This is a genomic window from Coleofasciculus sp. G2-EDA-02 (assembly GCF_040226375.1).
Lineage (GTDB): Bacteria > Cyanobacteriota > Cyanobacteriia > Cyanobacteriales > Coleofasciculaceae > Coleofasciculus.
Genome location: NZ_JAVKEW010000086.1, coordinates 1 through 22,250 on the forward strand (window position 1 = coordinate 1; position 22,250 = coordinate 22,250).

The 22,250-nt window shown below is 44.4% G+C and carries 21 protein-coding genes and 2 pseudogenes; 10 read left to right on the forward strand and 13 right to left on the reverse strand.

Annotation, left to right across the window (positions count from 1 at the left end; translation table 11 throughout):
• Nucleotides 1-191: 191 nt before the first annotated feature.
• A pseudogene (locus RLO19_RS09165) lies at nt 192-776 on the forward strand (ATP-binding protein); the annotation flags it as partial.
• A 353-nt stretch (nt 777-1,129) separates the two neighbouring features.
• Here the strand turns inward: RLO19_RS09165 and RLO19_RS09170 are convergent.
• From RLO19_RS09170 to serA, 5 genes and pseudogenes are all read right to left on the reverse strand, one after another.
• A pseudogene (locus tag RLO19_RS09170) lies at nt 1,130-1,255 on the reverse strand (DUF429 domain-containing protein); the annotation flags it as partial.
• Entirely contained in the window at nt 1,206-1,496 is a 291-nt protein-coding gene (locus tag RLO19_RS09175) for a hypothetical protein (RefSeq protein ID WP_446355743.1), read from the reverse strand. The gene RLO19_RS09175 and the pseudogene RLO19_RS09170, both read right to left, overlap by 50 nt.
• A 145-nt stretch (nt 1,497-1,641) precedes the next feature.
• Complete coding sequence (locus tag RLO19_RS09180; protein ID WP_446355745.1) at nt 1,642-2,094, reverse strand: PPC domain-containing protein; 453 nt, start codon at nt 2,092-2,094, stop codon at nt 1,642-1,644.
• Nucleotides 2,095-2,232: 138 nt separating this feature from the next.
• The gene (gene prmA / locus RLO19_RS09185; protein ID WP_446355747.1) at nt 2,233-3,123 is read right to left on the reverse strand and encodes a 50S ribosomal protein L11 methyltransferase; all 891 of its coding nucleotides are present in this window, start codon (nt 3,121-3,123) and stop codon (nt 2,233-2,235) included.
• Between the two features lie 131 nt (nt 3,124-3,254).
• Nucleotides 3,255-4,838, reverse strand: a complete 1,584-nt coding sequence (gene serA / locus RLO19_RS09190) for a phosphoglycerate dehydrogenase (protein ID WP_446355749.1) — start codon at nt 4,836-4,838, stop codon at nt 3,255-3,257.
• A gap of 376 nt (nt 4,839-5,214) precedes the next feature.
• On the opposite strand from serA, the gene RLO19_RS09195 reads away from it, so the two are divergent.
• From RLO19_RS09195 to RLO19_RS09205, 3 genes are all read left to right on the forward strand, one after another.
• Entirely contained in the window at nt 5,215-5,715 is a 501-nt protein-coding gene (locus tag RLO19_RS09195; protein ID WP_446355750.1) for a hypothetical protein, read from the forward strand.
• 85 nt (nt 5,716-5,800) lie between these two features.
• Complete coding sequence (locus RLO19_RS09200; protein ID WP_446355776.1) at nt 5,801-6,907, forward strand: DUF262 domain-containing protein; 1,107 nt, start codon at nt 5,801-5,803, stop codon at nt 6,905-6,907.
• Entirely contained in the window at nt 6,904-7,602 is a 699-nt protein-coding gene (locus RLO19_RS09205) for an MAE_28990/MAE_18760 family HEPN-like nuclease (RefSeq protein ID WP_446355752.1), read from the forward strand. Before RLO19_RS09200 ends, RLO19_RS09205 begins: the two co-directional genes overlap by 4 nt.
• Nucleotide 7,603: 1 nt before the next feature.
• Here the strand turns inward: RLO19_RS09205 and RLO19_RS09210 are convergent, their stop codons facing one another.
• From RLO19_RS09210 to RLO19_RS09220, 3 genes are all read right to left on the reverse strand, one after another.
• Nucleotides 7,604-8,644 (reverse strand): DNA cytosine methyltransferase, encoded by a 1,041-nt coding sequence (locus RLO19_RS09210; protein ID WP_446355753.1) that lies wholly within the window; start codon nt 8,642-8,644, stop codon nt 7,604-7,606.
• A gap of 106 nt (nt 8,645-8,750) precedes the next feature.
• The gene (locus RLO19_RS09215) at nt 8,751-9,038 is read right to left on the reverse strand and encodes a hypothetical protein (protein WP_446355755.1); all 288 of its coding nucleotides are present in this window, start codon (nt 9,036-9,038) and stop codon (nt 8,751-8,753) included.
• A gap of 136 nt (nt 9,039-9,174) precedes the next feature.
• A complete protein-coding gene (locus RLO19_RS09220) occupies nt 9,175-10,149 on the reverse strand; it encodes an alpha/beta fold hydrolase (RefSeq protein WP_446355757.1) in 975 nt (324 codons plus the stop codon).
• Nucleotides 10,150-10,288: 139 nt separating this feature from the next.
• On the opposite strand from RLO19_RS09220, the gene RLO19_RS09225 reads away from it, so the two are divergent.
• The 5 genes from RLO19_RS09225 to RLO19_RS09245 all read left to right on the forward strand — a co-directional run bounded on the left by RLO19_RS09225 (nt 10,289) and on the right by RLO19_RS09245 (nt 14,944).
• A complete protein-coding gene (locus RLO19_RS09225) occupies nt 10,289-11,068 on the forward strand; it encodes a photosystem II S4 domain protein (protein WP_446355759.1) in 780 nt (259 codons plus the stop codon).
• 47 nt (nt 11,069-11,115) lie between these two features.
• Nucleotides 11,116-11,964 carry an ABC transporter permease gene (locus RLO19_RS09230; protein WP_446355760.1) on the forward strand — a complete coding sequence of 283 codons (849 nt, stop codon included), beginning with the start codon at nt 11,116-11,118 and terminating at the stop codon, nt 11,962-11,964.
• A gap of 192 nt (nt 11,965-12,156) precedes the next feature.
• The gene (locus RLO19_RS09235; protein ID WP_446355762.1) at nt 12,157-12,360 is read left to right on the forward strand and encodes a hypothetical protein; all 204 of its coding nucleotides are present in this window, start codon (nt 12,157-12,159) and stop codon (nt 12,358-12,360) included.
• A gap of 334 nt (nt 12,361-12,694) precedes the next feature.
• Nucleotides 12,695-13,912 (forward strand): (E)-4-hydroxy-3-methylbut-2-enyl-diphosphate synthase, encoded by a 1,218-nt coding sequence (gene ispG / locus RLO19_RS09240; protein ID WP_446355764.1) that lies wholly within the window; start codon nt 12,695-12,697, stop codon nt 13,910-13,912.
• Nucleotides 13,913-14,326: 414 nt separating this feature from the next.
• Nucleotides 14,327-14,944, forward strand: a complete 618-nt coding sequence (locus RLO19_RS09245; protein WP_446355765.1) for a hypothetical protein — start codon at nt 14,327-14,329, stop codon at nt 14,942-14,944.
• 84 nt (nt 14,945-15,028) lie between these two features.
• Here the strand turns inward: RLO19_RS09245 and hypE are convergent, their stop codons facing one another.
• The 5 genes from hypE to RLO19_RS09270 all read right to left on the reverse strand — a co-directional run bounded on the left by hypE (nt 15,029) and on the right by RLO19_RS09270 (nt 21,281).
• Complete coding sequence (hypE, locus tag RLO19_RS09250) at nt 15,029-16,117, reverse strand: hydrogenase expression/formation protein HypE (protein ID WP_446355767.1); 1,089 nt, start codon at nt 16,115-16,117, stop codon at nt 15,029-15,031.
• A 116-nt stretch (nt 16,118-16,233) separates the two neighbouring features.
• On the reverse strand, nt 16,234-17,391 hold the full coding sequence (gene hypD, locus RLO19_RS09255; protein ID WP_446355778.1) for a hydrogenase formation protein HypD: 1,158 nt from the start codon (nt 17,389-17,391) through the stop codon (nt 16,234-16,236).
• Nucleotides 17,392-17,557: 166 nt separating this feature from the next.
• Nucleotides 17,558-17,803: a HypC/HybG/HupF family hydrogenase formation chaperone gene (locus RLO19_RS09260; protein WP_446355769.1), complete on the reverse strand. Its 246-nt coding sequence runs from the start codon at nt 17,801-17,803 to the stop codon at nt 17,558-17,560.
• A gap of 162 nt (nt 17,804-17,965) precedes the next feature.
• Nucleotides 17,966-20,542, reverse strand: a complete 2,577-nt coding sequence (gene hypF / locus RLO19_RS09265; RefSeq protein ID WP_446355771.1) for a carbamoyltransferase HypF — start codon at nt 20,540-20,542, stop codon at nt 17,966-17,968.
• Nucleotides 20,543-20,702: 160 nt separating this feature from the next.
• The gene (locus tag RLO19_RS09270) at nt 20,703-21,281 is read right to left on the reverse strand and encodes a Uma2 family endonuclease (protein ID WP_446355773.1); all 579 of its coding nucleotides are present in this window, start codon (nt 21,279-21,281) and stop codon (nt 20,703-20,705) included.
• 235 nt (nt 21,282-21,516) lie between these two features.
• On the opposite strand from RLO19_RS09270, the gene dtd reads away from it, so the two are divergent.
• Nucleotides 21,517-21,963 (forward strand): D-aminoacyl-tRNA deacylase, encoded by a 447-nt coding sequence (dtd, locus tag RLO19_RS09275; protein WP_446355774.1) that lies wholly within the window; start codon nt 21,517-21,519, stop codon nt 21,961-21,963.
• Nucleotides 21,964-22,250 lie beyond the last annotated feature (287 nt).

A 22,250-nucleotide genomic window follows, 5' to 3' on the forward strand; every position in this document is an offset into this window, starting at 1 on the left:
ACTTGACTACAGCAAAAGGGAAACTGCAAAGCATCAACTGGAAGTATTTCGAGCCAATCTGGAAAGCTGACGGTTATACTTATGTCCACAAAGGAAAGAAATGTCCATTGATTTAACGATTAGAGGAATAGCGATCGCGCAAGAAGCAGCTTATACTATCGTTGGCTACCCTGGCTGACCTGACTTGGGCTAAAAACGATGAGTATCGAACTGGGGCATTGGAGGTGTTAAACTCTGAGGTGACAGGGATAAAATTGAAGATTCCGGGACTGAAGCTACTGGGGGATTCTCTGGGGGATGCAGGGATGACGTCAGAAGCCGATAAGTTTTCCCTCTATTTTGGCATTGGCGAAATTACCACCCGCACAAAAAGTGATGCGAGACTGCGAGAACGACTAAATCGGTATCTTGGATCACAGAAAAATCAACTCGTGGATGCGATAAATCAGGAATTAATTGAACCGGCGATCGCATCCCTAAAAGCCATCGGCAAAAATGGACTGGTGGTCATCGTGGACAACCTTGACCGCCTGGATAGTCACCCCAAAGACTGGGGGCGTCCGCAACAGGAATATTTATTTGTAGACCAAGGAGACTGTTTAAATCGGCTACATTGTCATGTTATTTATACCATGCCTTTAGGACTGAAATTTTCCGACGAATATGGAAATCTTACCCAGCGATTTACCGATGAACCCAAAGTATTACCCATGGTGTCGGTAAAATTACCTGATGGTGGGGTTTGTGAGACGGGGATGAACCTATTGCGCCAGGTGAGACAAAGCCAAAAAGTGAGTGGGGCGGATGGAGTTTAATCCAGACACCCAAGCCAGAGGAATTAGAGCTGCGTAGGGGCACGATATTATCGTGCCCCTACCCTAAATGGCGTGTGTGCTTACAGCGTATTGCAAGTTGGTGAGGTACAGTGCGATCGCATTCATCATCCGATTCAGTGATAGGATTAGCCTCAGCATTGGCAGAGATTCTTCCCTTTGCTTCGCTTCATTCTCCAATCACATCTAGAACACCCCTTCATACCAAATCCGGGTTAACCACCCCCTTTATAATTTAGTCCGCGCAGGCGGACGAAAGGCAAGTGTAGCTGCGATTGAAATCGCCTCCTCTTGATTTAAACCGAACAAGATTGTAAAGGTGCAGGGACAATAATATAACCCGTACTGACATCACCCAATACCCAATTGCGCTCAATCCCCCAATACCACCAGTAAGCGGCAATATAGGCACAGATTAAACTGAAGTTCCCCCAGCCAAAAAATCAAAACTGCCTCACCGTGCGGCTTTGCGCGATTTTTTAGCCGCCCTACATGGGTACAATCGCGCTCAACCTTGATGTAGCGAGGGTTTTCACCGATCTCTTGTCTATTGCAAAAATAGCGCGATCGCGCTATTTTTGCAAGTGCTACATGGGTACGATCTTTGAGGGCTTGAGCGCTCAAACGATTACGGTATAAGGCTTTAGCCTGGGCGCAGTACATCTGTATGGGGGGAACTTCAGTTTAAGTGAAGTAAAAGCCGAAATTTGGCAGTCAATTCTGACGTTTTGTCAATAACCTTGTAGAGACGTTGCATGCAACGTCTCTACAATTCAGTCGAAGATTTGAACCTTTAGTATTTCACAATTCAAATGGGTCGCAAACGTGTCACCTTCAAGGTAAAAGAACCCCCTCCCGTCTCTCCAAAAGCACGGACCCGGATAATATAGGTTCCGGTTTCAGTAATCCGGGAAAATAACAACGAATTCGTCGTGCCATCAGGACCATCATCATTTTCGGCAATAGTCGAGCCATCAGAGGCTAGGAGTGTGACAATTGTGTCAAAGCTATCTGAAATCAAATCAATAGCAACTTGGTCACCAGCACTCAATTCGAGGGTGTAGTCCCGGGCAAACCCGCCCTCACCCGTAGGAATATCTTGCTCAGTGAGGGTATCAGAGATTTGATTACGCTCAGGAATCGGAATCGGATTATACAGTTGATTTTGCGCTCTCACTGCCGCCGCAGTTAAGCCCACTGTCAACCAGGTTATAGGAACAAGCAGAGCAAAGCTAAAACGAGCGGCAAAGGCATTCATCATAGAAAAGCATTCATTTAGGCTAAACGGGTCAAAAAATTCGCAGGAGTCCCCAGGCTCAACGAATTAGTATGAATTATAGGCACTCTACTGTAGTTATTGATGATTTGGCAGTTATTGATGATTCGGCACTCATGATCATCACCGTCGAATATTGAAACAACACCACTCTTGACGCTTCCATAGGGTAGCCACTGTCCAGTTATGTTGTTCTAGGGTATCAGCAATGGGTTTCGCCTGATCCAACAATATCCCGCTAATAATTCCCCAACTCTTAGGACTTGCGATCGCACTAATTCCAGGAATGAGGTCAATAATCACTTCTGCCAGGATATTACAGAGAATACCATCAACCTTTTTCCCATTCAAAAGATGAGACAATAGATCAACACTACCTTTCTTCACCACTAAGCGATCGGCACTTATCTGATTCAGTTCTCGGTTGCTGCGGGCGGAGCGCACGGCTAGGGGATCAATATCCACCGCCAAAGCTTTTTTTGCCCCCAATAATACAGAGGCAATGGATAAAATACCAGATCCACACCCAACATCCGCAATAACTGGGTGGCTATTATCATAACCGATTCGCATTTCCAAGGCTTCCAAGCATAGCTGCGTGGTAGGATGGGTTCCTGTACCAAATGCCGCACCCGGATCGAGACGCAACAGCAGTCGCTCGGTGTGTTGAGGTACAGATAACCAAGCCGGATAAATCAAAAAGTGATCACCAATTTCTGTTGGTTCCCAATACTGCTTCCAACTGCTTGCCCAGTCTTCTTCATCAATCAAGTGCCACTGGGTTAGGGGGATTGGCAATCCTACCGTCAGCGCATCTTGGCGCAACCATAGGGAAAGTGCTGCCAAATCCAACAGATGTGCCTGATTTTGGGGTAAGTGCGCTCGGATCAGTTGAGAGTGTCCTTTGCTTTCACAGGACATCCCTCGACAGCCGAAACTCTCCAGTCGCCAGAAGATTAAATCCTCCAAGGATGGATCACTCAAAATTGTAATTTCCCACCAGCTATTTGCCATACGATTTCAGATTTTAGATTTCAGATTTTAGATTGAGGGAGAGCCGTTGAAAACCAACAGATACCGGAGAATCGTTGTTCTACTGTCTGAGTTATCCAAAATCCAAAACCCAAAATCCAAAATTGACGTGACTACAGTGTTACCGTATAAGCGTCCCGAATACCAGGAACTTTGGTGATTTCGGTCAAAATTCCCTCCGGTAGGGGATCATCAATGCTCAAGACCATTACAGCATCACCTCGGACAATTTTGCGACCGACCTGCATACTGGCGATATTCACATTAAAACTACCCAGCAGCGACCCAATTTTACCAATAATTCCCGGCATATCGCGGTGCAGGGTAAAAAGCATGTGGTGACTCGGTGGCACATTAATCGGAAACTCGTCAATACTGGTGATATGAATTTCACCATCGCTCAATAGCGCTCCCGTCACCGAATGTTCACCCAAGGAACCCTTAGCCGATAGCAGCAGCGAACCACCAGAATAATCTTGAACCGAAGCATCGCGGGTTTCAATCACCCGAATTCCCCGCTCTTTTGCCTCTATTGAAGCATTGACGTAGTTCACCCGCTCACGTAAGGCTTGGGATAATAGTCCTTTCAGAGAAGCTACCACTAATGGCTGACTATTATTTGTGGCTAACTCACCCTGTAACCGGACATTCAGCAGTTCAATCCGCCCACCCGCTAACTGACTGACTAAATTTCCCAGGGTTTCTGCCAAACGCATGTATGGTTTGAGCTGTTCTAACACATTAGGCGATAATCCGGGAATATTTACAGCTGAACGGGCAGGTAATCCTAAGAGAACATCACGAATTTGTTCAGCCACATCAATGGCAACATTAACTTGGGCTTCTGCTGTTGAGGCACCGAGGTGAGGCGTGAGGATCACTTCTTTGCCCAATTCTCGCAGGGGAGATTCTCCCAGGGGTTCTGACTCAAATACATCCAGTGCTGCCCCAGCTATTTTACCTGTCTTTAATGCTTCTGAAAGTGCCGCCTCGTCAATTACTCCACCTCTAGAGCAATTGATAATTCGAGCCGTCGGTTTCATTTTCGCCAAGGCTTCGGCATTAATTAGATGAGTGGTTTCCGGGGTTTTGGGAATATGCAGGGTGATGTAATCCGACTCCCGTAATAACAAATCCATATCCACTAGGCGACAGCCTAGCTGATCTGCTCGTTCCAGGGAAATAAAGGGATCATAAGCCAGTAACTTCATCCCCATGGAACGGGCGACTGTTGCCACATGGGAACCAATTTTACCCAAGCCAACAATACCCAGGGTTTTTTTGTAAACTTCGGCGCCGATAAAGCGTTTACGATCCCATTGACTATTTTTCACCGACTGATTGGCTTCTGGGATATGGCGTGATAACGATAGCATCATTGCTAAAGCGTGTTCAGCCGCAGCAATGGTGTTCCCTTCGGGGGAGTTAACTACCACAATACCCTGACGGGTAGCCGCCGGGACATCAACGTTATCAACGCCAACTCCTGCACGTCCAATAATTTTCAGTTGTTTGCCGGCGGCGATGATTTCTTGAGTCACACGAGTGCCAGAGCGAATCATCATGGCATCATAGTCAGCGATGATACCAACGAGTTCCTCAGGCGATAGAGTGGTTTTCACATCAACCTGAGCCACTTGGGAGAGAATATCAATTCCAGCTTGATCAATGGGATCGGATACAAGTACTTTAGACATTGCCAGTAGAAGGGTTGAAATGAGCTACACCGATTGCGCCTTACTGTAAATTAATATAGGACAGCTTATCAACTACACAACAGGGCTATCGCCGGACAATCGCGATGACTGACCGCAGTAGGTTATTGTAACGGTAAAGGGGTCAGTACTTACCACATTGACGGAAAGATTTAAACTTCCCTGGGTTTAAGTGGGTGTTGGTGAAGAAGTGTTAACCGCTGAAATCCTTATCCTGTCTGGAGTGTACCTGGCTGTATTAGGATGTTGCGATCGCGATAGATCTTTCATCACTTTTTGTATTTACTGATCCGCTAAGAGTAAAATTACTGCATCTTAGTCTCAAAGTCTCTGTAATGATATAGCTCTACCTGATACTATGAACTACCTGATTGCTGTCCTGGAAAATCGCATTGAAGCCGAAGAAGCTTACACGGTTCTGGAAAAAAGAGGCTTACCGATGAATCAAGTCACGATTCTCGGTAAAGGCTACCAAAGTGCGGATGAGTTTGGCTTGATTGACCCTAATCTCCAGGCGATTAAGCAAGTTAAGCAACTCGCCTATTGGTTGCTCCCCTTTGGCTTTGCGGCGGGATATGCCTTTAACCTACTCACAGCGATTGAAATTCTACCTATAAGTCCCATAGGCAATCATATCATTGGCGGGTTCTTCGGTGCGATCGCGGCAGCTATGGGCAGCTTTTTTGTGGGCGGTGGTGTGGGTATCGCTTTGGGTAGTGGTGACGCACTCCCCTATCGCAATCGCCTCAATCAGGGGAAATATATAATTGTTGTTAAAGGTTCAGAGGACTTAATTCGCCAAGCTACTCCTTTATTGAAAAAGTTTGAGCCGGAGACGATTCAAGGATATACGGAATGACGATAGAGTGAACACTTGCTCACTCCCTATTTCTTCCTCTTCCCTGCCTCCTGCCCCATGTTCGCCAGAGCTGGAGTTTAAAATGATGCCAAAAGCCACAAAAATATCACCGGAATCCGAAATTACAGATCAACAAAGAGAAGCAGCCGAAGCGGAAATTCGCGAAAAGCAAAAAGTCGTTGACTATGACACAAAAGAATATCCCGTAGAAGTGCTGGTCAAGAAATACAGGGATGGGCTGGACGAAGATATCAATGAGTTGTATATACCAGACTATCAACGAGAGATGATTTGGGAAGAAACTCGGCAGTCAAAGTTTATTGAATCTCTCTTGCTAGGACTACCCATACCCTATATTTTCGTTGCTGATTTGCGACCCAAGCAAGAAGATGATGAAGAGGATTTAGCTAGGTTAGAAATTGTTGATGGTACCCAACGTATCCGTACTTTAGACAGATTCCTGAATAACAAACTAAAACTGTGTGAACTAGAAAAGTTAGAGCAGCTTAACAACTTCAAATTCAGCGATTTACCCCTGGCAAGACAGAGACGGTTCAACCGTGCTACTATTCGCATGATTGTGCTGACTGAAAAAGCTGATGAAGAAACCCGACGGGATATGTTTGAACGCATCAACACAGGTAGCGTCCAACTCAATGAAATGGAGAAGCGTAGAGGCATATCTCCTGGTCCGTTTGTTGATCTTCTTGAAGAGCTTGCCAAAACTGACAAATTTAGGAAACTCTGCCCTATATCAGAAGCACTTGTCAGCAAACGCGAACCAGAAGAATTCGTGTTACGTTTTTTTGCTTACTTAAATAACTATCAAAACTTTGAAAGAAGGGTTAATAAGTTTCTGAATGAATATCTACAAGAACATAACCATGCTAAAATTAACCAAAAAGGTATGCGCTCTGAATTTCACAAAATGTTAGACTTTGTTGATACATACTTTCCCAATGGCTTTAGTAAAGCCAAAGGTCATGTAAAAACTCCAAGAATTCGATTTGAGGCAATTTCTGTAGGTGTTGCACTTGCTTTGAGGGAAAAACCCGATCTTAAGCCAAAGTCAATTAAGTGGCTTGACTCACCCGAATTCAAGGAATATACTACCTCAGATGCAAGCAACTCCAGACCGAAAGTAATTAAGCGTATTGAATATGTTCGCGATCAGCTTCTCGGGCAATCATGATTAGCGCCTTATTTCAGGACTTCAATGAACGATCTAGAGAAGTAAGTAAATATCTTATGTTCTTGAAGAGTTTGGAGCAAGGAACTACTAAATTAAGTATGGAAGGGAAGGGAAAAATTCACAAAATAAAAGAAATTGATTCTGAGTTAATTAAGACATTAAAAGCAAGTGGTTTTCTGTTGCTTTATAACTTAGTAGAAGCAACAATGCGAAATGCTATTGAAGCAATATTTGATGAACTCCAAAGAAAAGGTATTTGCTACGACAACATCAGACCTGAACTTAAAAAGATTGTACTTAAAAACTTAAAGAAGCGAGATCCTGACAAAATATTTGCAAGTATAACAGCTATTTCTATTGACATTATTATTGCTGGCTTTGACAAACAAGATCTTTTTTCGGGAAACATTGATGGTAGAAAAATAAGAACAACGGCAACTGAGTATGGATTTTCATATCTGACTGACTATGCCAAAACAGGTGATGGACAAGATTTACTGATAATTAAATCAAATAGAAATGATCTAGCACATGGATTTAAATCTTTTGAAGAGGTGGGAAAAGATAAAACAGCTAATGAATTATTAGAAATTAAAAATAAGACAGTTATATACTTAAGACAAATACTTCAAAATATTGAACAATATTTATCAAATCAAGACTATTTAGATTCATCTAGTTTAGGTAGTCCTTAACCTAATGATTCTGTTCAATATGATTTAGTATACTACGGGCGACTACTTGACCAAGCTTGACAGGTACAGCATTGCCAATCAATCGACCTACTATATCTATCGCTACAGGTTTATCAGAGTCTACAAACTCATATTCTGGTGGAAAAGTTTGTAATAAAGCTGCTTCCCTGAGAGAGATAGCTCGATCTTGTTCGGGATGACCAAACCGACCATTACCAAAACCAAAACACTGTGTAGTTATAGTTGGACTAGGTTTATCCCATTCCATTCTACCATACACTCCAGGATAGGTTTTCCCACTTGTTTTTATGTGGCATTTTGCAATTAAATCTTGAGACCAATCTCGCCAAGTTCCACCAGGTTTTGAAGCACGAATACGACGCATATTTAGTTCAGAAAGTTTGCTGCATCTATGTAGCCAGTCGATTTGAGAAACCTGACCAGCAGAAAGTGGTTCAAGGTGTTCAATAGTTTGTCGTACAGTTTTATATTGTTCTGGGCTATGTGTTCTTGGAATTAAGTGAATTGCGCCAAATTTTGAAGCAAGTAATACTAGCCGTTTTCGAGATTGGGGAACTCCATAATCTAGACAGTTAACTTCATAAGACTCAAAGCAATAGTTGAATTTTTTCAAATAGGTGGTAAATTCATCAAAAACTGAATGGTGTTTTAACTGAAGTACATTTTCCATTGAAATAATATCAGGTTGACATTCTGCAATCAGACGAGCAAAATCTTGTAGTAGCTTCCACTTTGACTGTCGATCCTGATAACGCCTTGAATAACTTGAAAAGGGCTGGCAAGGAGCGCATCCTGCTAATACTTTAATATGGCTTCCGTAAAAATGCTTGAATAAATCCAAACCCCTGACATTTTCTACATCTTGCAATATGAATTTTGCGTTGTTATTATGTTCATAAGGAAACTTACAGGCGGGATCGATATCATATCCAGCTTTAACGGGAAGACCTGCTTCCTCAAACCCATGTGTTAGTCCTCCAGCACCACAAAATAGATCTACTGTAGAAATACTTCTAGTCATTCACTCCCTCTTGTGAGAATATAGGTTTACTCATCTAATGTATACACCGCCAGCTTGCCTGACTCTATATCTGAGTAATACTTTTTGAGCATATCCTATTTCTTGATCATTTTATCTGTTTTTGGCACTCATTGATCATTTTCTCTATTGTTCGATTATATAGCATCTTTATTCCTGTAGATTCAGTTTGGTGTTGCCTGGAAATCAACCCAGAGATTGCTTGAGTTACGCTGACAATTCCCACACTCCACAGCAAGGTAAACCCAACCCAACTAAAGCTTAAACAGCCGAAATACGTCAGTTGAGTTAAATAAGACTCCAGAAGAAATCGCAGTCCTAAAAAATACGCGATCGCGGCAATACAAAACACTCCATACAAAACGGTTTGAATCATCGATGATGGTGTGGTGAACTGCACAAAAGCAAGATGAATGAGATTGAGCAGCAAAAAATTAACGGATGAATGTTACTGGGCTGTATTTGGGGGTAAACCCGCACGCAAAACTTGAATTTACTGAAATGAACCCTGGTTAATAGTCCAGTCTTTCTAATAGGATTTTTACGGCTTGGATAATCGCATCGGGTCGATCCACCCAGACAAAATGACCGCTGTTTTCAACCGAAAGTTGTACGCAATTTGTCGAGAGTTTAGCCAACTCATCGTGGATGCGATCGCGTAACTGATTCGCGGCTTTTAATGGCATCAAAACGGTTAGAAGTGAAGGGATGAAAAACGAAGAAGCTTTAAGACTAACAATCGGCAGATCCTTAAGATGACTAGCGCAGCGGACTTGGCGACCACTTGTATCTAAACTCAAGATTTCTCGTGTCATCGTTACCCAGTGTTTTGGGCGACAGAAAGAGCGTTTTACCGCTTGACGGGAATCAAGAGAAAACTGACGTAATTTAGGTTTAATTAATTCAAATACGCCAATTATATTTAGCAGACGAATGATGCCCAATGTTGCTCCCAAAACGGACATGATAAAGCCTGACGCAAAGAACAATTGTAATCCGCGCAGGATTAGGGGCATTTTTAACATCGCTGATTCATGTAACCCGTCGGTCAGGACTAATCCTACAACTTTTTCAGGGTAGCGATGGGCGTAAAGACGCATATTGTAACTGCCAAAGGAGTTGCCTACTAAAATATAGGGAGGTTCTAAACCCGCCAGGGTCAACATCTGGTCAAGTTCGGTGACAATCTGATGACTGGTGCGAGGATGGGGGCTGTGATCGCTCCAGCCAAAACCCGCACGATCATAAATACAAACCCGCGAAAGTTGCGCCAATTCATCCACCAAAAAATAGCCCTCAACTCCGCCCAAACTATGATCGAGTACAACGGTTGGATATCCGGTTCCTGCTGTAACGTAATGCAAGCAGAAACCGCCCACATCCACCCGTTGACCCGGTGGTGGTGTATGATCTTCTCGCCAGCAGGCGATCGCTTGATACAAGGTTGTAGCCGTTAGGATTAAAACTCGCAGGGAAAACAGCGACATAGGAGTAAGTCAGAGTAGGATAGAGTGCTCAGTTCGGTTCATCAGCTAGTTTCTATTCCCAAACAAATAACTTTAGCAATTTTTTCAGGGATGAAATATAATAACAAAATTATGCATAATTCATAACTCATCATTACTCATGCTGCCACGAGAGGATTTACTCAAAGGCGTCGAAAATCGCGATACGGTTGCCCGTGTAATTGATCAAGCAGAGCAAGCCATCAAAACCTGGGAAGTGGTGTTGAGCGATTTCCTCTCACCGCCAGCGCTAGTGGAAATTCAGCAGCAGTTTGCGCGGTTGACAGAGGTACAACTTTTGCCATGGGGGGGATATCCTCAATCTGAACGTCAACGTCTGGGGATCGCCCGTGAAGAATTTCCTGTGGATCAGTCTCAAGTTGAGGTAGCAGCGTTAGATATTGAGGGCAATTTCCTGTTTGATCCAGCCACCCATCGGGATTTCTTGGGCGCGATTCTGGGTACGGGGATAGTTCGAGAAAAAGTCGGCGATATTATTGTTTTGGGTGAACGCGGCGCTCAAGTGATTGTGGTTCCAGAAATTGCCGCATTTCTGGAGACGCAGCTCACTCAAGTGCGTTCGGTTCCGGTGAAAGCTCGACCCATTGAGTTGAATCAACTCAAGATTCGAGAACCGAAGAAGAAAGAAATGACGACAGTTGAAGCATCAATGCGCCTGGATGCGATCGCGTCAGCCGGATTTGGCACATCCCGCAGTAAAATGGCGGATATGATTGGCGCAGGTGATGTGCGGGTAAACTGGAAAGAGATTAGCCAAGCGAGTTACTCGGTTAAATCGGGTGACTTAATCGCGATTCGGGGTAAAGGGCGTTTGCAAGTTGGAGATGTTGCTATAACCAAAAAAGAGCGTTACCGTATCCAGTTAACCCGATTCATTTAAACCAATTCTCCCTAACAATTGCTCCAGCAGCATTAGGTTAAAAATTGATGACAGACTCAGTAAGCCATCAGCAGGAGGATCTTCCCGTCGAGATGCAATCATCTAAACTCAAGCCGAGCTTTTCTTGGCAAGGGATCTTTTCTTTGCTGATGTTTTTTTATATGTATCTGCCAATTTTGGTCTTGACATTTTACAGCTTTAATGAATCAGCCTATAGCGCTAATTGGCAGGGATTTACGCTGGAGTGGTATATTAAGTTATTTAGCGATACGCGGGTACTCAAATCGTTGCAAAATAGTTTGACTGTCGCTTTCGTTGCTGTGATTATTTCCGCCGTGATTGGCACATTAATGGCAGTTGGATTGGCGCGTTATCAATTTATGGGGAAGGGGTTATATCGCGGTGTGTCTTACTTACCGTTGATTATTCCCGATATTGCGATCGCAGTGGCAACTCTGGTGTTTTTGGCAGTGATTGGCACGCCGTTAAGCTTGTGGACGATTGTGGCGGCACATGTGGTATTCTGTCTGGCATACATTGCCTTTGTTGTCTCTTCGCGCATTTCTAGTCTTGATCCGTATTTGGAAGAAGCAGCACTCGATTTAGGGGCAACACCGTTTCAAGCGTTTATTAAGGTGTTATTGCCAGAGTTGATGCCTGCCATAATCGCGGGATGTTTAATTTCGTTTGTTCTCAGTATGGACGATTTTCTGATTGCTAGCTTTACGGCTGGCACCGGCTCGACGACTCTACCGATGGAAATTTTTAGCCGCATTCGTACTGGCGTTAAACCGGATATTAATGCCTTGAGTGTGATTTTAATTGTCGCATCTGGGGCAATTGCATTTGTGGGTGAGTTGCTGCGCTATCAGGGGGAAAAGAAGCGGCTGCAATAGTTATTTGTCATTTGTTATTCGGGATTTTTTAGAAAATAGTAAACTATTGATCATAAAAAAATATAGACTATTTGTCAACTATTAGGACTGTAGTCCCCAGAATTGGCGAAATGTATTAAAATTTGTAAATATAGAGAAATAGGATATAGCGTTTAGAATTGTCCGACGAAGCTGGAAATAAGGAGGGGAGAAGTGGAAGCTACCATAAACTGTGCTGAAGCCTGTATCAATGGTTGCGTGTTGGGTGATAAATGTCCCCACAAGGAGTATGCGGCTAAAGCCTCAACGTTTATCAATGAGACGTCATTGGATAAAATGCATGAGATGGCTGAGGAGGCGCGACGGAAGAAACGGATGGAACCACCAAAGTGGGTGATCCCTGATTTTCCCGATTAGTTTAAATTGGATTAAACTTAATCGTAAGTGATTACCCGGACATGATATAACTCAAGATACTATTGTGACGTAAACTGGGCACATTCCCCAAGGGAAACCCCCGATGCTTTGTGGCGATCGGGGGTTGGGGCTATATTAGGAAAAGAAGCTATTGCAACGTAACTACACCCTCACTCACAAACATTAGGGTAATCATTTTGATTCAAGCCATTGTCGTTGTGATTCACGCGATCGCACTTTCTCTTGCCTTAACCCAAAATCGCCCCAACTGTGGCACTCTGAGAGAATAGAGAACATACAAATAGTCTGACTACAGAAATTATCCCGATAGGTTATGCAAACACTTCCAACCCCTCAAACTGCCCCCAAACCCCCAGCATTAGATACCGTTATCCACCGTCGCCAAACCCGCCCGGTGCGAGTCGGGAATGTCACCATTGGTGGCGGACATCCGGTGGTGGTGCAGTCGATGATTAATGAAGATACGTTAGATCTTGAGGGTTCAGTGGCTGGAATTCGCCGCCTCCATGAAATTGGCTGTGAGATAGTCCGAGTCACGGTTCCCAGTATGGCGCACGCCAAAGCCCTCGCCCAAATCAAGGAGAAACTGATTCAGACGTACCAAGAGGTTCCCTTGGTGGCTGATGTTCACCACAACGGGATGAAAATAGCCCTAGAAGTCGCCAAGCATGTGGATAAAGTGCGGATCAATCCAGGGTTATATGTGTTCGAGAAGCCAAAGAGCGATCGCACAGAGTATACTCAAGCTGAATTTGAACAAATTGGCGCAAAGATTAAGGAAACCTTAGAACCCCTTGTCGTTTCTCTACGAGATCAAGGGAAAGCCATGCGAATCGGCGTGAATCACGGTTCCCTGGCGGAACGGATGCTATTTACCTACGGCGATACCCCAGAAGGGATGGTGGAATCGGCGCTGGAATTTATCCAAATCTGTGAATCCCTCGACTTCCGCAATCTAGTGATTTCCCTAAAAGCCTCCCGTGTGCCGGTGATGCTGGCGGCGTATCGGTTAATGGTACGGCGCATGGATGAGTTGGGGATGGATTACCCCTTACATCTGGGTGTCACAGAAGCTGGCGATGGGGAATATGGACGGATTAAGTCTACAGCGGGTATTGGTACGCTGTTAGCTGAAGGGATTGGCGATACAATTCGCGTTTCTCTGACGGAAGCACCAGAAAAAGAAATTCCAGTTTGCTATAGCATTCTTCAGGCTTTAGGACTGCGGAAGACGATGGTGGAATATGTCGCCTGTCCTTCCTGCGGTCGCACATTGTTTAATTTAGAAGACGTACTGCACGAAGTGCGGGAAGCGACGAAACACCTGACGGGTTTAGATATTGCTGTGATGGGTTGTATTGTTAATGGTCCAGGGGAAATGGCAGATGCTGATTATGGCTATGTGGGTAAACAACCCGGTTATATTTCTCTGTATCGGGGACGAGAGGAGATTAAGAAGGTGCCGGAAGATCAGGGGGTTGAGGAGTTGATTAATTTAATTAAAGCGGATGATCGTTGGGTCGATCCCTAAGTTGGTCGGGGTACGAGATATCGTACCCCTAAAATCACATTAATTAGACATGACTAAATGATAATAATATTGACAAGCCTTTTCAACGAGTAACCCAACCCAAACAGATTAAATTGTTGGGTTTCGCTTACGCTCTACCCAACCTACAATAACTTTGTAGGGGTGCAAGGCTTGCCACCCGTGTCAACTTAAGCCATAACCCTTACCAATTCTGGTTTACAGCCATTCAAGGAAGGCATAGCCTCAACCGAGGTATTTCCTTATCGAACTTGGTAACGAAAGTATTTTACTTCCCCTGCTTCCCCTGCTTCCCCTGCTTCCCCTGCTCCCCCTGCTCCCCCCGCTCCCCCTGCTTTTAGCGCTTAAGTTGACACCAATGAAGGCTTGCGCCCGCCCATGATAGAGAGGTAAACTATGTCGTTTAGCAATTATAAAAGTATTGGCGTAGTCGCTAAAACCTTTCAGATCAAGTATGTTCGGGACAATTTCATTGCTGAGCTTGAATTTGACGTCAGTGATAGTTTTAGGAATGAATTAGAGCTAATTTTAAATGAGGGGGTGTTTGATAATTCAGAAAGTGCTATTTGCGAGACGATTATTTATCCAATATTAAAAGAAGTTTGGAAAGCTTATCGCCGTAATTTTTTGCTCTGGAGTCACCAAGCACTAACTTATGATGAAAATTTATCCGGGACTCCTGATTATATCGTAGCAAAGCGCTCTCCCCTGGGTACAGTCGTATTCGATAAGCCCTATTTCGTAGTCGTTGAGGCAAAGAAGGAGAGTGACTTTACCGAAGGATGGGGGCAATGCTTGGCAGAGATGGTGGCGGTGCAGAGAATTAACAATGATCCAGAACAAAGGATATTTGGTATTGTTTCCAATGGGGCAATATGGCAGTTTGGTCAACTGATTTCTGATGACTTTACCCAAAATAAGAGGTTTTATACAATTCAGAACTTGGAGCGGTTATTTGCTGCCGTTAATTATGTTTTTCAACAGTGTGAGTTACAGTTGGATCAGCAATCGTAAATAGTTATACCCTATTTTTTTAGCAATCTGTACAACTTTGTTCCAGAGGTAGCCGGCTACATCTGGAACAAGAATAATGGATAATTAACAAATTCTAGGTAATTGATCACCCACTAGCATATCAACGATACGTTCCGCACCAAAAGCGGTTTGCAGTAATACAACTCCGGTAGGTGAGTCAATCACTTCACCCACAATACAGGAATCCTCTCCGGCTGGGTGAGACTTCATTGCAGATACTACAGATTCAGCGTGCGATCGCGGTACAATAACTACCAGTTTCCCTTCATTGGCTAGATATAACGGATCTAATCCCAAAATTTCACAAACCCCCCTTACCTCTTCCCGAATCGGAATCGACGCCTCATCTACGCGAATGCCAACTTCCGAACTTTGCGCGAATTCATTTAACACTGTAGCAACACCACCGCGAGTTGCATCCCGCATCCCATGAATTTGGGGACAAACCGCAAGAATTGCATCCACTAACCCATTTAACGGTTGACAGTCGCTTTTAATTTCTGTTGATAATGCCAATTCCCCACGGGCGATTAAAATAGCTGCACCATGATCTCCCAATTGACCATTTATAATCACCGCATCACCGGGTTGAATATGATGGGCGGAGATAGAAACACCTTCTCTAATAACACCAATTCCGGCTGTATTGATAAAGAGTTTATCGGCAGCTCCGCGATGGACAACTTTGGTATCGCCTGTTACCACTTGCACCCCAGCAGCATCTGCGGCTGTTTTCATACTTAGAACAACTTGCCGTAATGTTTCGACGGGTAGCCCTTCTTCCATAATCATGCTACAGGTTAGATACAGGGGTTTTGCCCCACTAACCGCTAAATCGTTCACAGTTCCATTAATGGCTAATTCACCGATATTACTACCAGGAAAGAATAGGGGATCGACGACATAAGAATCCGTGGTAAAGGCTAATCGATCTCCTTGACTAATTAGTTTGGCTAGGGGGATTGTGGCTTGATCTTCGAGTTGAGAGAGGATGGGATTATCGAAACTACCGACAAAAATATCATCAATTAAATCCCGCATAGCTTTACCACCACTACCATGTGCCAGGGTAATGGCGGTATCTTTAACTTTATTGGGGCGGCGTCGGATTTGTTCGATTTTTTGGAAGAGAGGATTTTGGTTATTGATCATTCGTTAGACGCGATTCAATTGAGTAAAGGGCGACGCGATTCAATTGAATGGACGGGTGTTGTTAATTAGGCTAAGGGAGTCGCCCCTACAGGTAATTTCTCCGGCGACGCCTGTTATCAGACGGCTACATTAGAGTTGTTCCTGGCTGCGGCTTTGGCGACTTTGGATAGGCGTCCATATTTGTAATACGCAGCACAAGCCCCTTCTGAAGATACCATACAAGTCCCAATCGGGTTTTCGGGTGTGCAAGCTGTACCAAAAACTTTACATTGCCAAGGTTTCATCACACCTTTGAGGATTTCTCCACATTGGCAAGCTTTGTGATCAGCGACTTGGCGATTGGGAACGGCAAATTTTACTTCTGCATCAAATTGGGCGTATTTTGGGCGTATTTTAAACCCAGAATTGGGAATATCACCGAGTCCTCGCCATTCAAATTTTTGCCGTACTTCAAAGACGGTATTCATTGCGTCTAAGGCGACGCGATTTCCTTGGGGTTGGACGATACGATCATATTGGTTTTCTACCTCGCAGCGTCCTTGAATGAGTTGCTGTAAGATCATCCACAAGGACTGCAAAATATCTAAGGGTTCAAAACCAGAAACGACTATTGGTTTTTGGTAGTGTTGGGCAATAAATTGATAGGGTTCTGTACCAATAACCATGCTGACATGACCCGGACCAATAAAGGCATCGAGTTGCAAATCTGGATTATCTAATAAGGCTTGTAAGGCGGGAATGACTAGAACATGATTGCAGAACATACTGAAGTTTTTGATCCCTTCAGTATCGGCTTGCAGGATAGTTAAAGCGGTACTAGGGGCGGTGGTTTCAAAGCCAATTCCGAAGAAAACGACTTCTTTATCCGGGTTTTCTTTCGCGATTTTTAGGCTATCTAGGGGAGAATATACCATGCGAATATCCGCCCCGGCTGCTTTGGCTTGGAGTAGACTTTTCTGGGAACCGGGAACCCGCATGGCGTCACCAAAGGTGGTGAGGATTACGTGAGGATAGTCTGCGATCGCGATCGCGTCATCTAGGCGTCCCCTGGGCATTACACATACGGGACAGCCGGGACCATGGATTAATTCAATGGTGTCGGGTAAGATTTCTTCGAGTCCATATTTAAAGATGGAATGGGTATGACCCCCACAGACTTCCATTACTTTTAGCGGTTGGGTTGAAGTTTTGCCTAATTGAGTGGTTAAAGTCTGGATTTGGAGCAGTAGGGCTTTGGCTTTTTGGGGATCGCGAAATTCGTCAACGTATTTCATGGTTTGTTTTTTGTCATTTATCATTTGTCATACTCGCCAAGGGAGAAGCAAGCTACGTCATTCGTCATTTGTCTACATTTGCCATGATTTATAACGTAGTCGGGGCGGGCGCGAGTCAAGTTAGATGTTTTCTGTGAGAGGTTATCGGTCAAACCCGCCCCTACATTTATTCTGCTAAGGCGAGTTCTTGGAGTAATTGTAAGGTTTCGGCGGCTTCTTGTTCGTCAAGGCGATTCATGGCAAAGCCGACGTGGACTAATACCCAATCGTTAACACAGGAGTCAATGGGATGATTTTCATCAATAATGCAAGCAATATTAACCTGACGTTGGACGCCGCCAATATTGACTATGGCTAATTGGTGTTCTCTATTGGTTATTTCAGTAATTTGACCGGGAATGCCTAAACACATTTTTTTGTTGTCCTTTGTTGGTTGTTCGGTGTGTTTTTATTTGAATGGTGGGGAGGGCGGGTTTTGTTCGGAAGTTATTCGGTAGGGAGACGAAAGTTTGTCCCTAAACCCGCCCCTACATCTGATATTTGAATGGTGGGGAGGGCGGGTTTTGTTCGGAAGTTATTCGGTAGGGAGACGAAAGTTTGTCCCTAAACCCGCCCCTACATTTTGTTTCAATCTCTCCCGATAACTGACTGATTGTGCGGCTGCAATTACGGCTTGTCCTAAGGATAGTCCTCCATCATTGGGTGGAACGACGCTTTGAGTCAATACTTTCATACCCATTCTCTCTAAATTTTCACTGACTTGTGTGAAGAAAATCCGGTTTTGAAATACACCCCCGGTGAGGATAACGTGATTGCTGATTAAATCAGGACTTAACTGCTGAACCATATTCGCGATCGCATCGGCTAATCCTTGGTGAAATTTTGCGGCAATGAGAGACTTTGGCACATTTTGCTTTAAATCTTCCAGTAATGCAAGCCATAGGGGACGAGGTTCTAGTTCAAAGAGAGTTCCCTTATCTAGGTTGGCAATCTCGAAGGGATACACCGCCAATTCTTTAACATAATTTAAGCTATCCTGGGTAACTAAGGCTTCCATTTCAATCGCGGCTTGCCCTTCATAGCTACATTCTGCCCGACAAATGCCCAACGCCGCCGCCACTGCATCAAATAATCGTCCGGTGGATGAGGCGAGGGGTGCGTTAATCCCTTTTTCCATTAACTGATTGAGAAGGGGACGGGGTTTTTGATCCAGAAATTGGATTAAGTCTAAATCCCCATACTCCTGTTGTAACGTTTCCCAGTTCAATGCTGCCATTAAGTGGGCGTAGGTATTGCGCCAGGGTTGATAAATTGCCTGTTCTCCGCCAATCATGGCGATGGGTTTAAATCTGCCTAATCGTTGGAATTTACGATAATCGGCGTATAGGAATTCTCCACCCCAAATTGTGCCATCTTCACCATAGCCTAATCCATCTAAAGCAATTCCCAATACAGGGGAAGTATTGAGTGGGATACTATTTTCTGCCATACAAGCAGCAATATGGGCATGATGGTGTTGGATAGGATGTAAGGTGAGATGATTGGCGGTAGCGAGTTCTTGTCCGAGTTTGGTAGAGAGGTATTCGGGATGTTTGTCTGTCGCGATCGCGCTCGGTTTATGTTCAAATAGGTTTAGGTAGAGATTTAGGGTATTCTGGTAAGTGTTAAATGCTGCCGCATTTTCTAAGTCTCCTAAATGTTGAGATAAAATCGCTTTTCCATCTCGCAATAAACAGAATGTATTTTTCAGTTCACTCCCCATCGCTAGTATGGGGGGAGAATTTTCAAATCCTGGGGGTAAAGGAATGGGTTGGGGTGCATATCCACGGGCGCGGCGTAGGGTTTGGGTGTAGAGGGTATGTCTTGCCATAGTTCCTCTGTAGGGGCGGGTTTCACGATTATCTTTATTTGTCACCCTGATGTGACTAAACCCGCCCCCATCAAAGTTTTGAGGTTGTCGTTTAGAGGGAATAACTCGCACAACGGAATCATCAACCCGATTAACAATATCACGGTTATGCAGGAGAAAATAATCGGCAATTTTGCTTAACTTTAAACGGGCGTCTTGATTATCGATACATTGAGGTTCATCGGAGAGATTACCACTGGTTAAAATAATTGGATAATCCAGCCGTTGCATGATCAGATGGTGTAGGGGAGTGTATGGTAGCATAAAACCCAGAGTCATTTGTCCCGATGCGACTGAATCGGCGATTTTGGGTGTAGAGACGTTGCATGCAACGTCTCTACAATTGTCGCGATTAGGGATAACATCGATCAAAACAATAGGGGCGGCGGGACTTTGTAATAATTCCCGTTCTTTAGCATTTAGAGTACAATATTGTTCAATAACCGCTAAATCTCGCGCCATCAAAGCAAAAGGTTTATGATAACGTTGCTTACGCGATCGCAAGTTTTGTACAGTGGTTTCATTAGTGGCGTCACAGGCTAAATGAATCCCCCCTAATCCTTTAATCGCCACAATTTTTCCCTGCTGCAATAGGGTACAAACGGTATCGATGGGGTTAGATGTATCAATCTTTTCACCATTCGCCCCTTCTAACCATACCGTTGGTCCACAAATGGGACAAGCAATGGGTTGGGCGTGAAAGCGGCGATTTTCGATATCAAGATATTCCCTGGCGCAATGGGGACACATCCCAAACTCTGCCATGCTGGTATGCTTACGGTCATAGGGAATCGAGCGAATAATCGAAAGACGCGGACCGCAATGGGTACAATTGGTAAACGGGTAATTGTACCAGCGCGATCGCGAATCCAGGGTTTCAGCTTGACATTGGGGACAGGTGGCGGCGTCAGGGGGAATTTGAGTTTGGACGGTACTATTGACACTCTGGGTAATGGTAAAGTCACAGAAGACGCGATCGCCTTGATAAAAAGTACGGTCAATCGATTCAATTCGGGCAAGGGGTGGGGACTCTAGCTGTAAGCGTTGCACAAATTCTGCGATCGCGTCTGTTGTTCCTGATACGTAAATTAAGACCCCTTGACCATCATTACAGACTTCTCCTACTAGATTACACGCCTTTGCCAAACGGTACACAGTTGGGCGAAATCCCACCCCTTGTACTGTACCCCGTACCCGAATTTCTTCCTGGTTGATTGGGGATGGATGATTGTTTATTGCCATTAGCTTTTCTCCCCTAATGTTTATGGGCGCAAGGATGGTGCCCCTACAAGGTTAATGTATCAATTTCAGCTTGCCAAGTCAGCCGTGGTTTTAATTGGGTTTGTAGTAAGGGAACCTTAGCCTAAATTATAGAGAAATCAGGACTTTAAAAATCGTGAATTCATCGTATTCTAAAACACTCGTTCACCGTAATCGTACAATTAGGAAAAGCTAGAATATCAATAGACTGTTGCCCTTTTAGAATTAACTGACGTTGGTAACCATCTACTTGAGGATCTCTAAAAACGTGGAGTTGCTGTGTTGTCACATTAAAAACCCAGTAGTCAACAATACCCGCTGCCGCATAGAGATTGGCTTTAGTCCCTAAATCTCGATTGATTGTGGTATCAGCAATTTCGACAATCAGGTAAACCTCCTCTGGCTTAGGATGAGCGTCTGCATAAAAGTTAGCATTGGGATGGACAACTGCAATGTCAGGTTCTGGTTCTGAGTAGGTATCGAGTTGAATCGGATCTTGCAGTCGTACTAAGACTTGATCCCCCAGAAGCTTTTCCAAACATTTTTCAAGGCGTTTACAAAGTGCCCTATGGGCAGGACTTTTGGGCATTTTCCGGATTATTTGTCCGGCGATGAGTTCAACCTGTTCATCTGCTGCTAAAATACCGACCTCTGCCATTCGATGGTAATCAGCCGTAGTAATCAGGCGAAGATTGGTGAGTGGAAGGGGGGTTACGGTCATAGGTTGGATATCAGCTTTGAGCTTAATTTTATTATAAGCTTATGGCAATTGAATTCCGAATTCCTAGTCAAGGCGTAAATGCGTCGGTTTTATAACTTATTTTACCAATCAGCAGTCCACAATGGACAACAGCGGTGTCTATTGCGGACGACTAAACGTAACGTGTATGAGTTAACTAGAATGAGTTAGAATAGCTCAAATAACTGATCTATTCCCTAATTCCTAATCACCTTAAATGCGCGTTATTATCCAGCGAGTTAAATCTTCTCAAGTAACAGTTAACGGTGAAGTCGTTGGCAAAATTAATCGCGGGCTAAATTTGCTAGTGGGGATTGCGGATAGCGATACTGAAGCCGAATTGGATTGGATGGCGCGAAAATGCTTGGATTTGCGTTTATTTCCCGGAACCGATAGCGGTAGCGATCGCTGGGAAAAGTCGGTTCAGGAGATTGGCGGCGAATTATTGGTGGTGAGTCAGTTTACCCTGTATGGGGACTGTCGGAAAGGGCGTCGCCCTTCTTTCTCGCGATCGGCGAATCCAGAACAGGCGGAGAAGCTTTATCAGCAGTTTGTGGAAACGCTGCGCCAGAGTGGGTTACAAGTAGAAACTGGGGTATTTGGGGCGATGATGCAAGTCTCCATTGAAAATGATGGACCCGTGACATTGCTGCTGGAGCGGTAAATTGAGGTGTGCCACGCCAGTAGTGTGAGCATCTTACTCGCTACTAATACCAAATTTAAATTTATGGTAGGGGCACGATATTATCGTGCCCTTACAGCTTAAGCCAGAAACTCTCCCACTCTGGGGAGAGGGGAGCTATTTTGACATCCTCCCCCGGCTAAAGAGCGCGGGGGATTCCTCACCACGCCACCTTTAGCCGGGGTGGTCGCTGATTGGGGTTGACGCTTCGCTGAAGGTTGCCTCCAAATGAGGTCTTACACCCTCTCCACGTCCGTTTATAGTCTCGG

Excerpts from the sequence above, each read along its gene's own strand:
- RLO19_RS09220 (WP_446355757.1), bottom strand. The coding sequence starts at position 10,149 with ATGTCGCTGTTTTCCCTGCGAGTTTTAATCCTAACGGCTACAACCTTG.
- RLO19_RS09230 (WP_446355760.1), top strand. The coding sequence starts at position 11,116 with ATGACAGACTCAGTAAGCCATCAGCAGGAGGATCTTCCCGTCGAGATG.
- dtd (WP_446355774.1), top strand. The coding sequence starts at position 21,517 with ATGCGCGTTATTATCCAGCGAGTTAAATCTTCTCAAGTAACAGTTAAC.
- RLO19_RS09200 (WP_446355776.1), top strand. The coding sequence starts at position 5,801 with ATGCCAAAAGCCACAAAAATATCACCGGAATCCGAAATTACAGATCAA.
- hypF (WP_446355771.1), bottom strand. The coding sequence starts at position 20,542 with ATGGCAATAAACAATCATCCATCCCCAATCAACCAGGAAGAAATTCGG.
- RLO19_RS09260 (WP_446355769.1), bottom strand. The coding sequence starts at position 17,803 with ATGTGTTTAGGCATTCCCGGTCAAATTACTGAAATAACCAATAGAGAA.
- prmA (WP_446355747.1), bottom strand. The coding sequence starts at position 3,123 with ATGGCAAATAGCTGGTGGGAAATTACAATTTTGAGTGATCCATCCTTG.
- hypE (WP_446355767.1), bottom strand. The coding sequence starts at position 16,117 with ATGATCAATAACCAAAATCCTCTCTTCCAAAAAATCGAACAAATCCGA.
- RLO19_RS09210 (WP_446355753.1), bottom strand. The coding sequence starts at position 8,644 with ATGACTAGAAGTATTTCTACAGTAGATCTATTTTGTGGTGCTGGAGGA.
- serA (WP_446355749.1), bottom strand. The coding sequence starts at position 4,838 with ATGTCTAAAGTACTTGTATCCGATCCCATTGATCAAGCTGGAATTGAT.
- RLO19_RS09175 (WP_446355743.1), bottom strand. The coding sequence starts at position 1,496 with ATGTACTGCGCCCAGGCTAAAGCCTTATACCGTAATCGTTTGAGCGCT.
- RLO19_RS09225 (WP_446355759.1), top strand. The coding sequence starts at position 10,289 with ATGCTGCCACGAGAGGATTTACTCAAAGGCGTCGAAAATCGCGATACG.
- RLO19_RS09245 (WP_446355765.1), top strand. The coding sequence starts at position 14,327 with ATGTCGTTTAGCAATTATAAAAGTATTGGCGTAGTCGCTAAAACCTTT.
- hypD (WP_446355778.1), bottom strand. The coding sequence starts at position 17,391 with ATGAAATACGTTGACGAATTTCGCGATCCCCAAAAAGCCAAAGCCCTA.
- RLO19_RS09270 (WP_446355773.1), bottom strand. The coding sequence starts at position 21,281 with ATGACCGTAACCCCCCTTCCACTCACCAATCTTCGCCTGATTACTACG.
- RLO19_RS09215 (WP_446355755.1), bottom strand. The coding sequence starts at position 9,038 with ATGATTCAAACCGTTTTGTATGGAGTGTTTTGTATTGCCGCGATCGCG.
- RLO19_RS09195 (WP_446355750.1), top strand. The coding sequence starts at position 5,215 with ATGAACTACCTGATTGCTGTCCTGGAAAATCGCATTGAAGCCGAAGAA.
- RLO19_RS09180 (WP_446355745.1), bottom strand. The coding sequence starts at position 2,094 with ATGATGAATGCCTTTGCCGCTCGTTTTAGCTTTGCTCTGCTTGTTCCT.
- ispG (WP_446355764.1), top strand. The coding sequence starts at position 12,695 with ATGCAAACACTTCCAACCCCTCAAACTGCCCCCAAACCCCCAGCATTA.
- RLO19_RS09205 (WP_446355752.1), top strand. The coding sequence starts at position 6,904 with ATGATTAGCGCCTTATTTCAGGACTTCAATGAACGATCTAGAGAAGTA.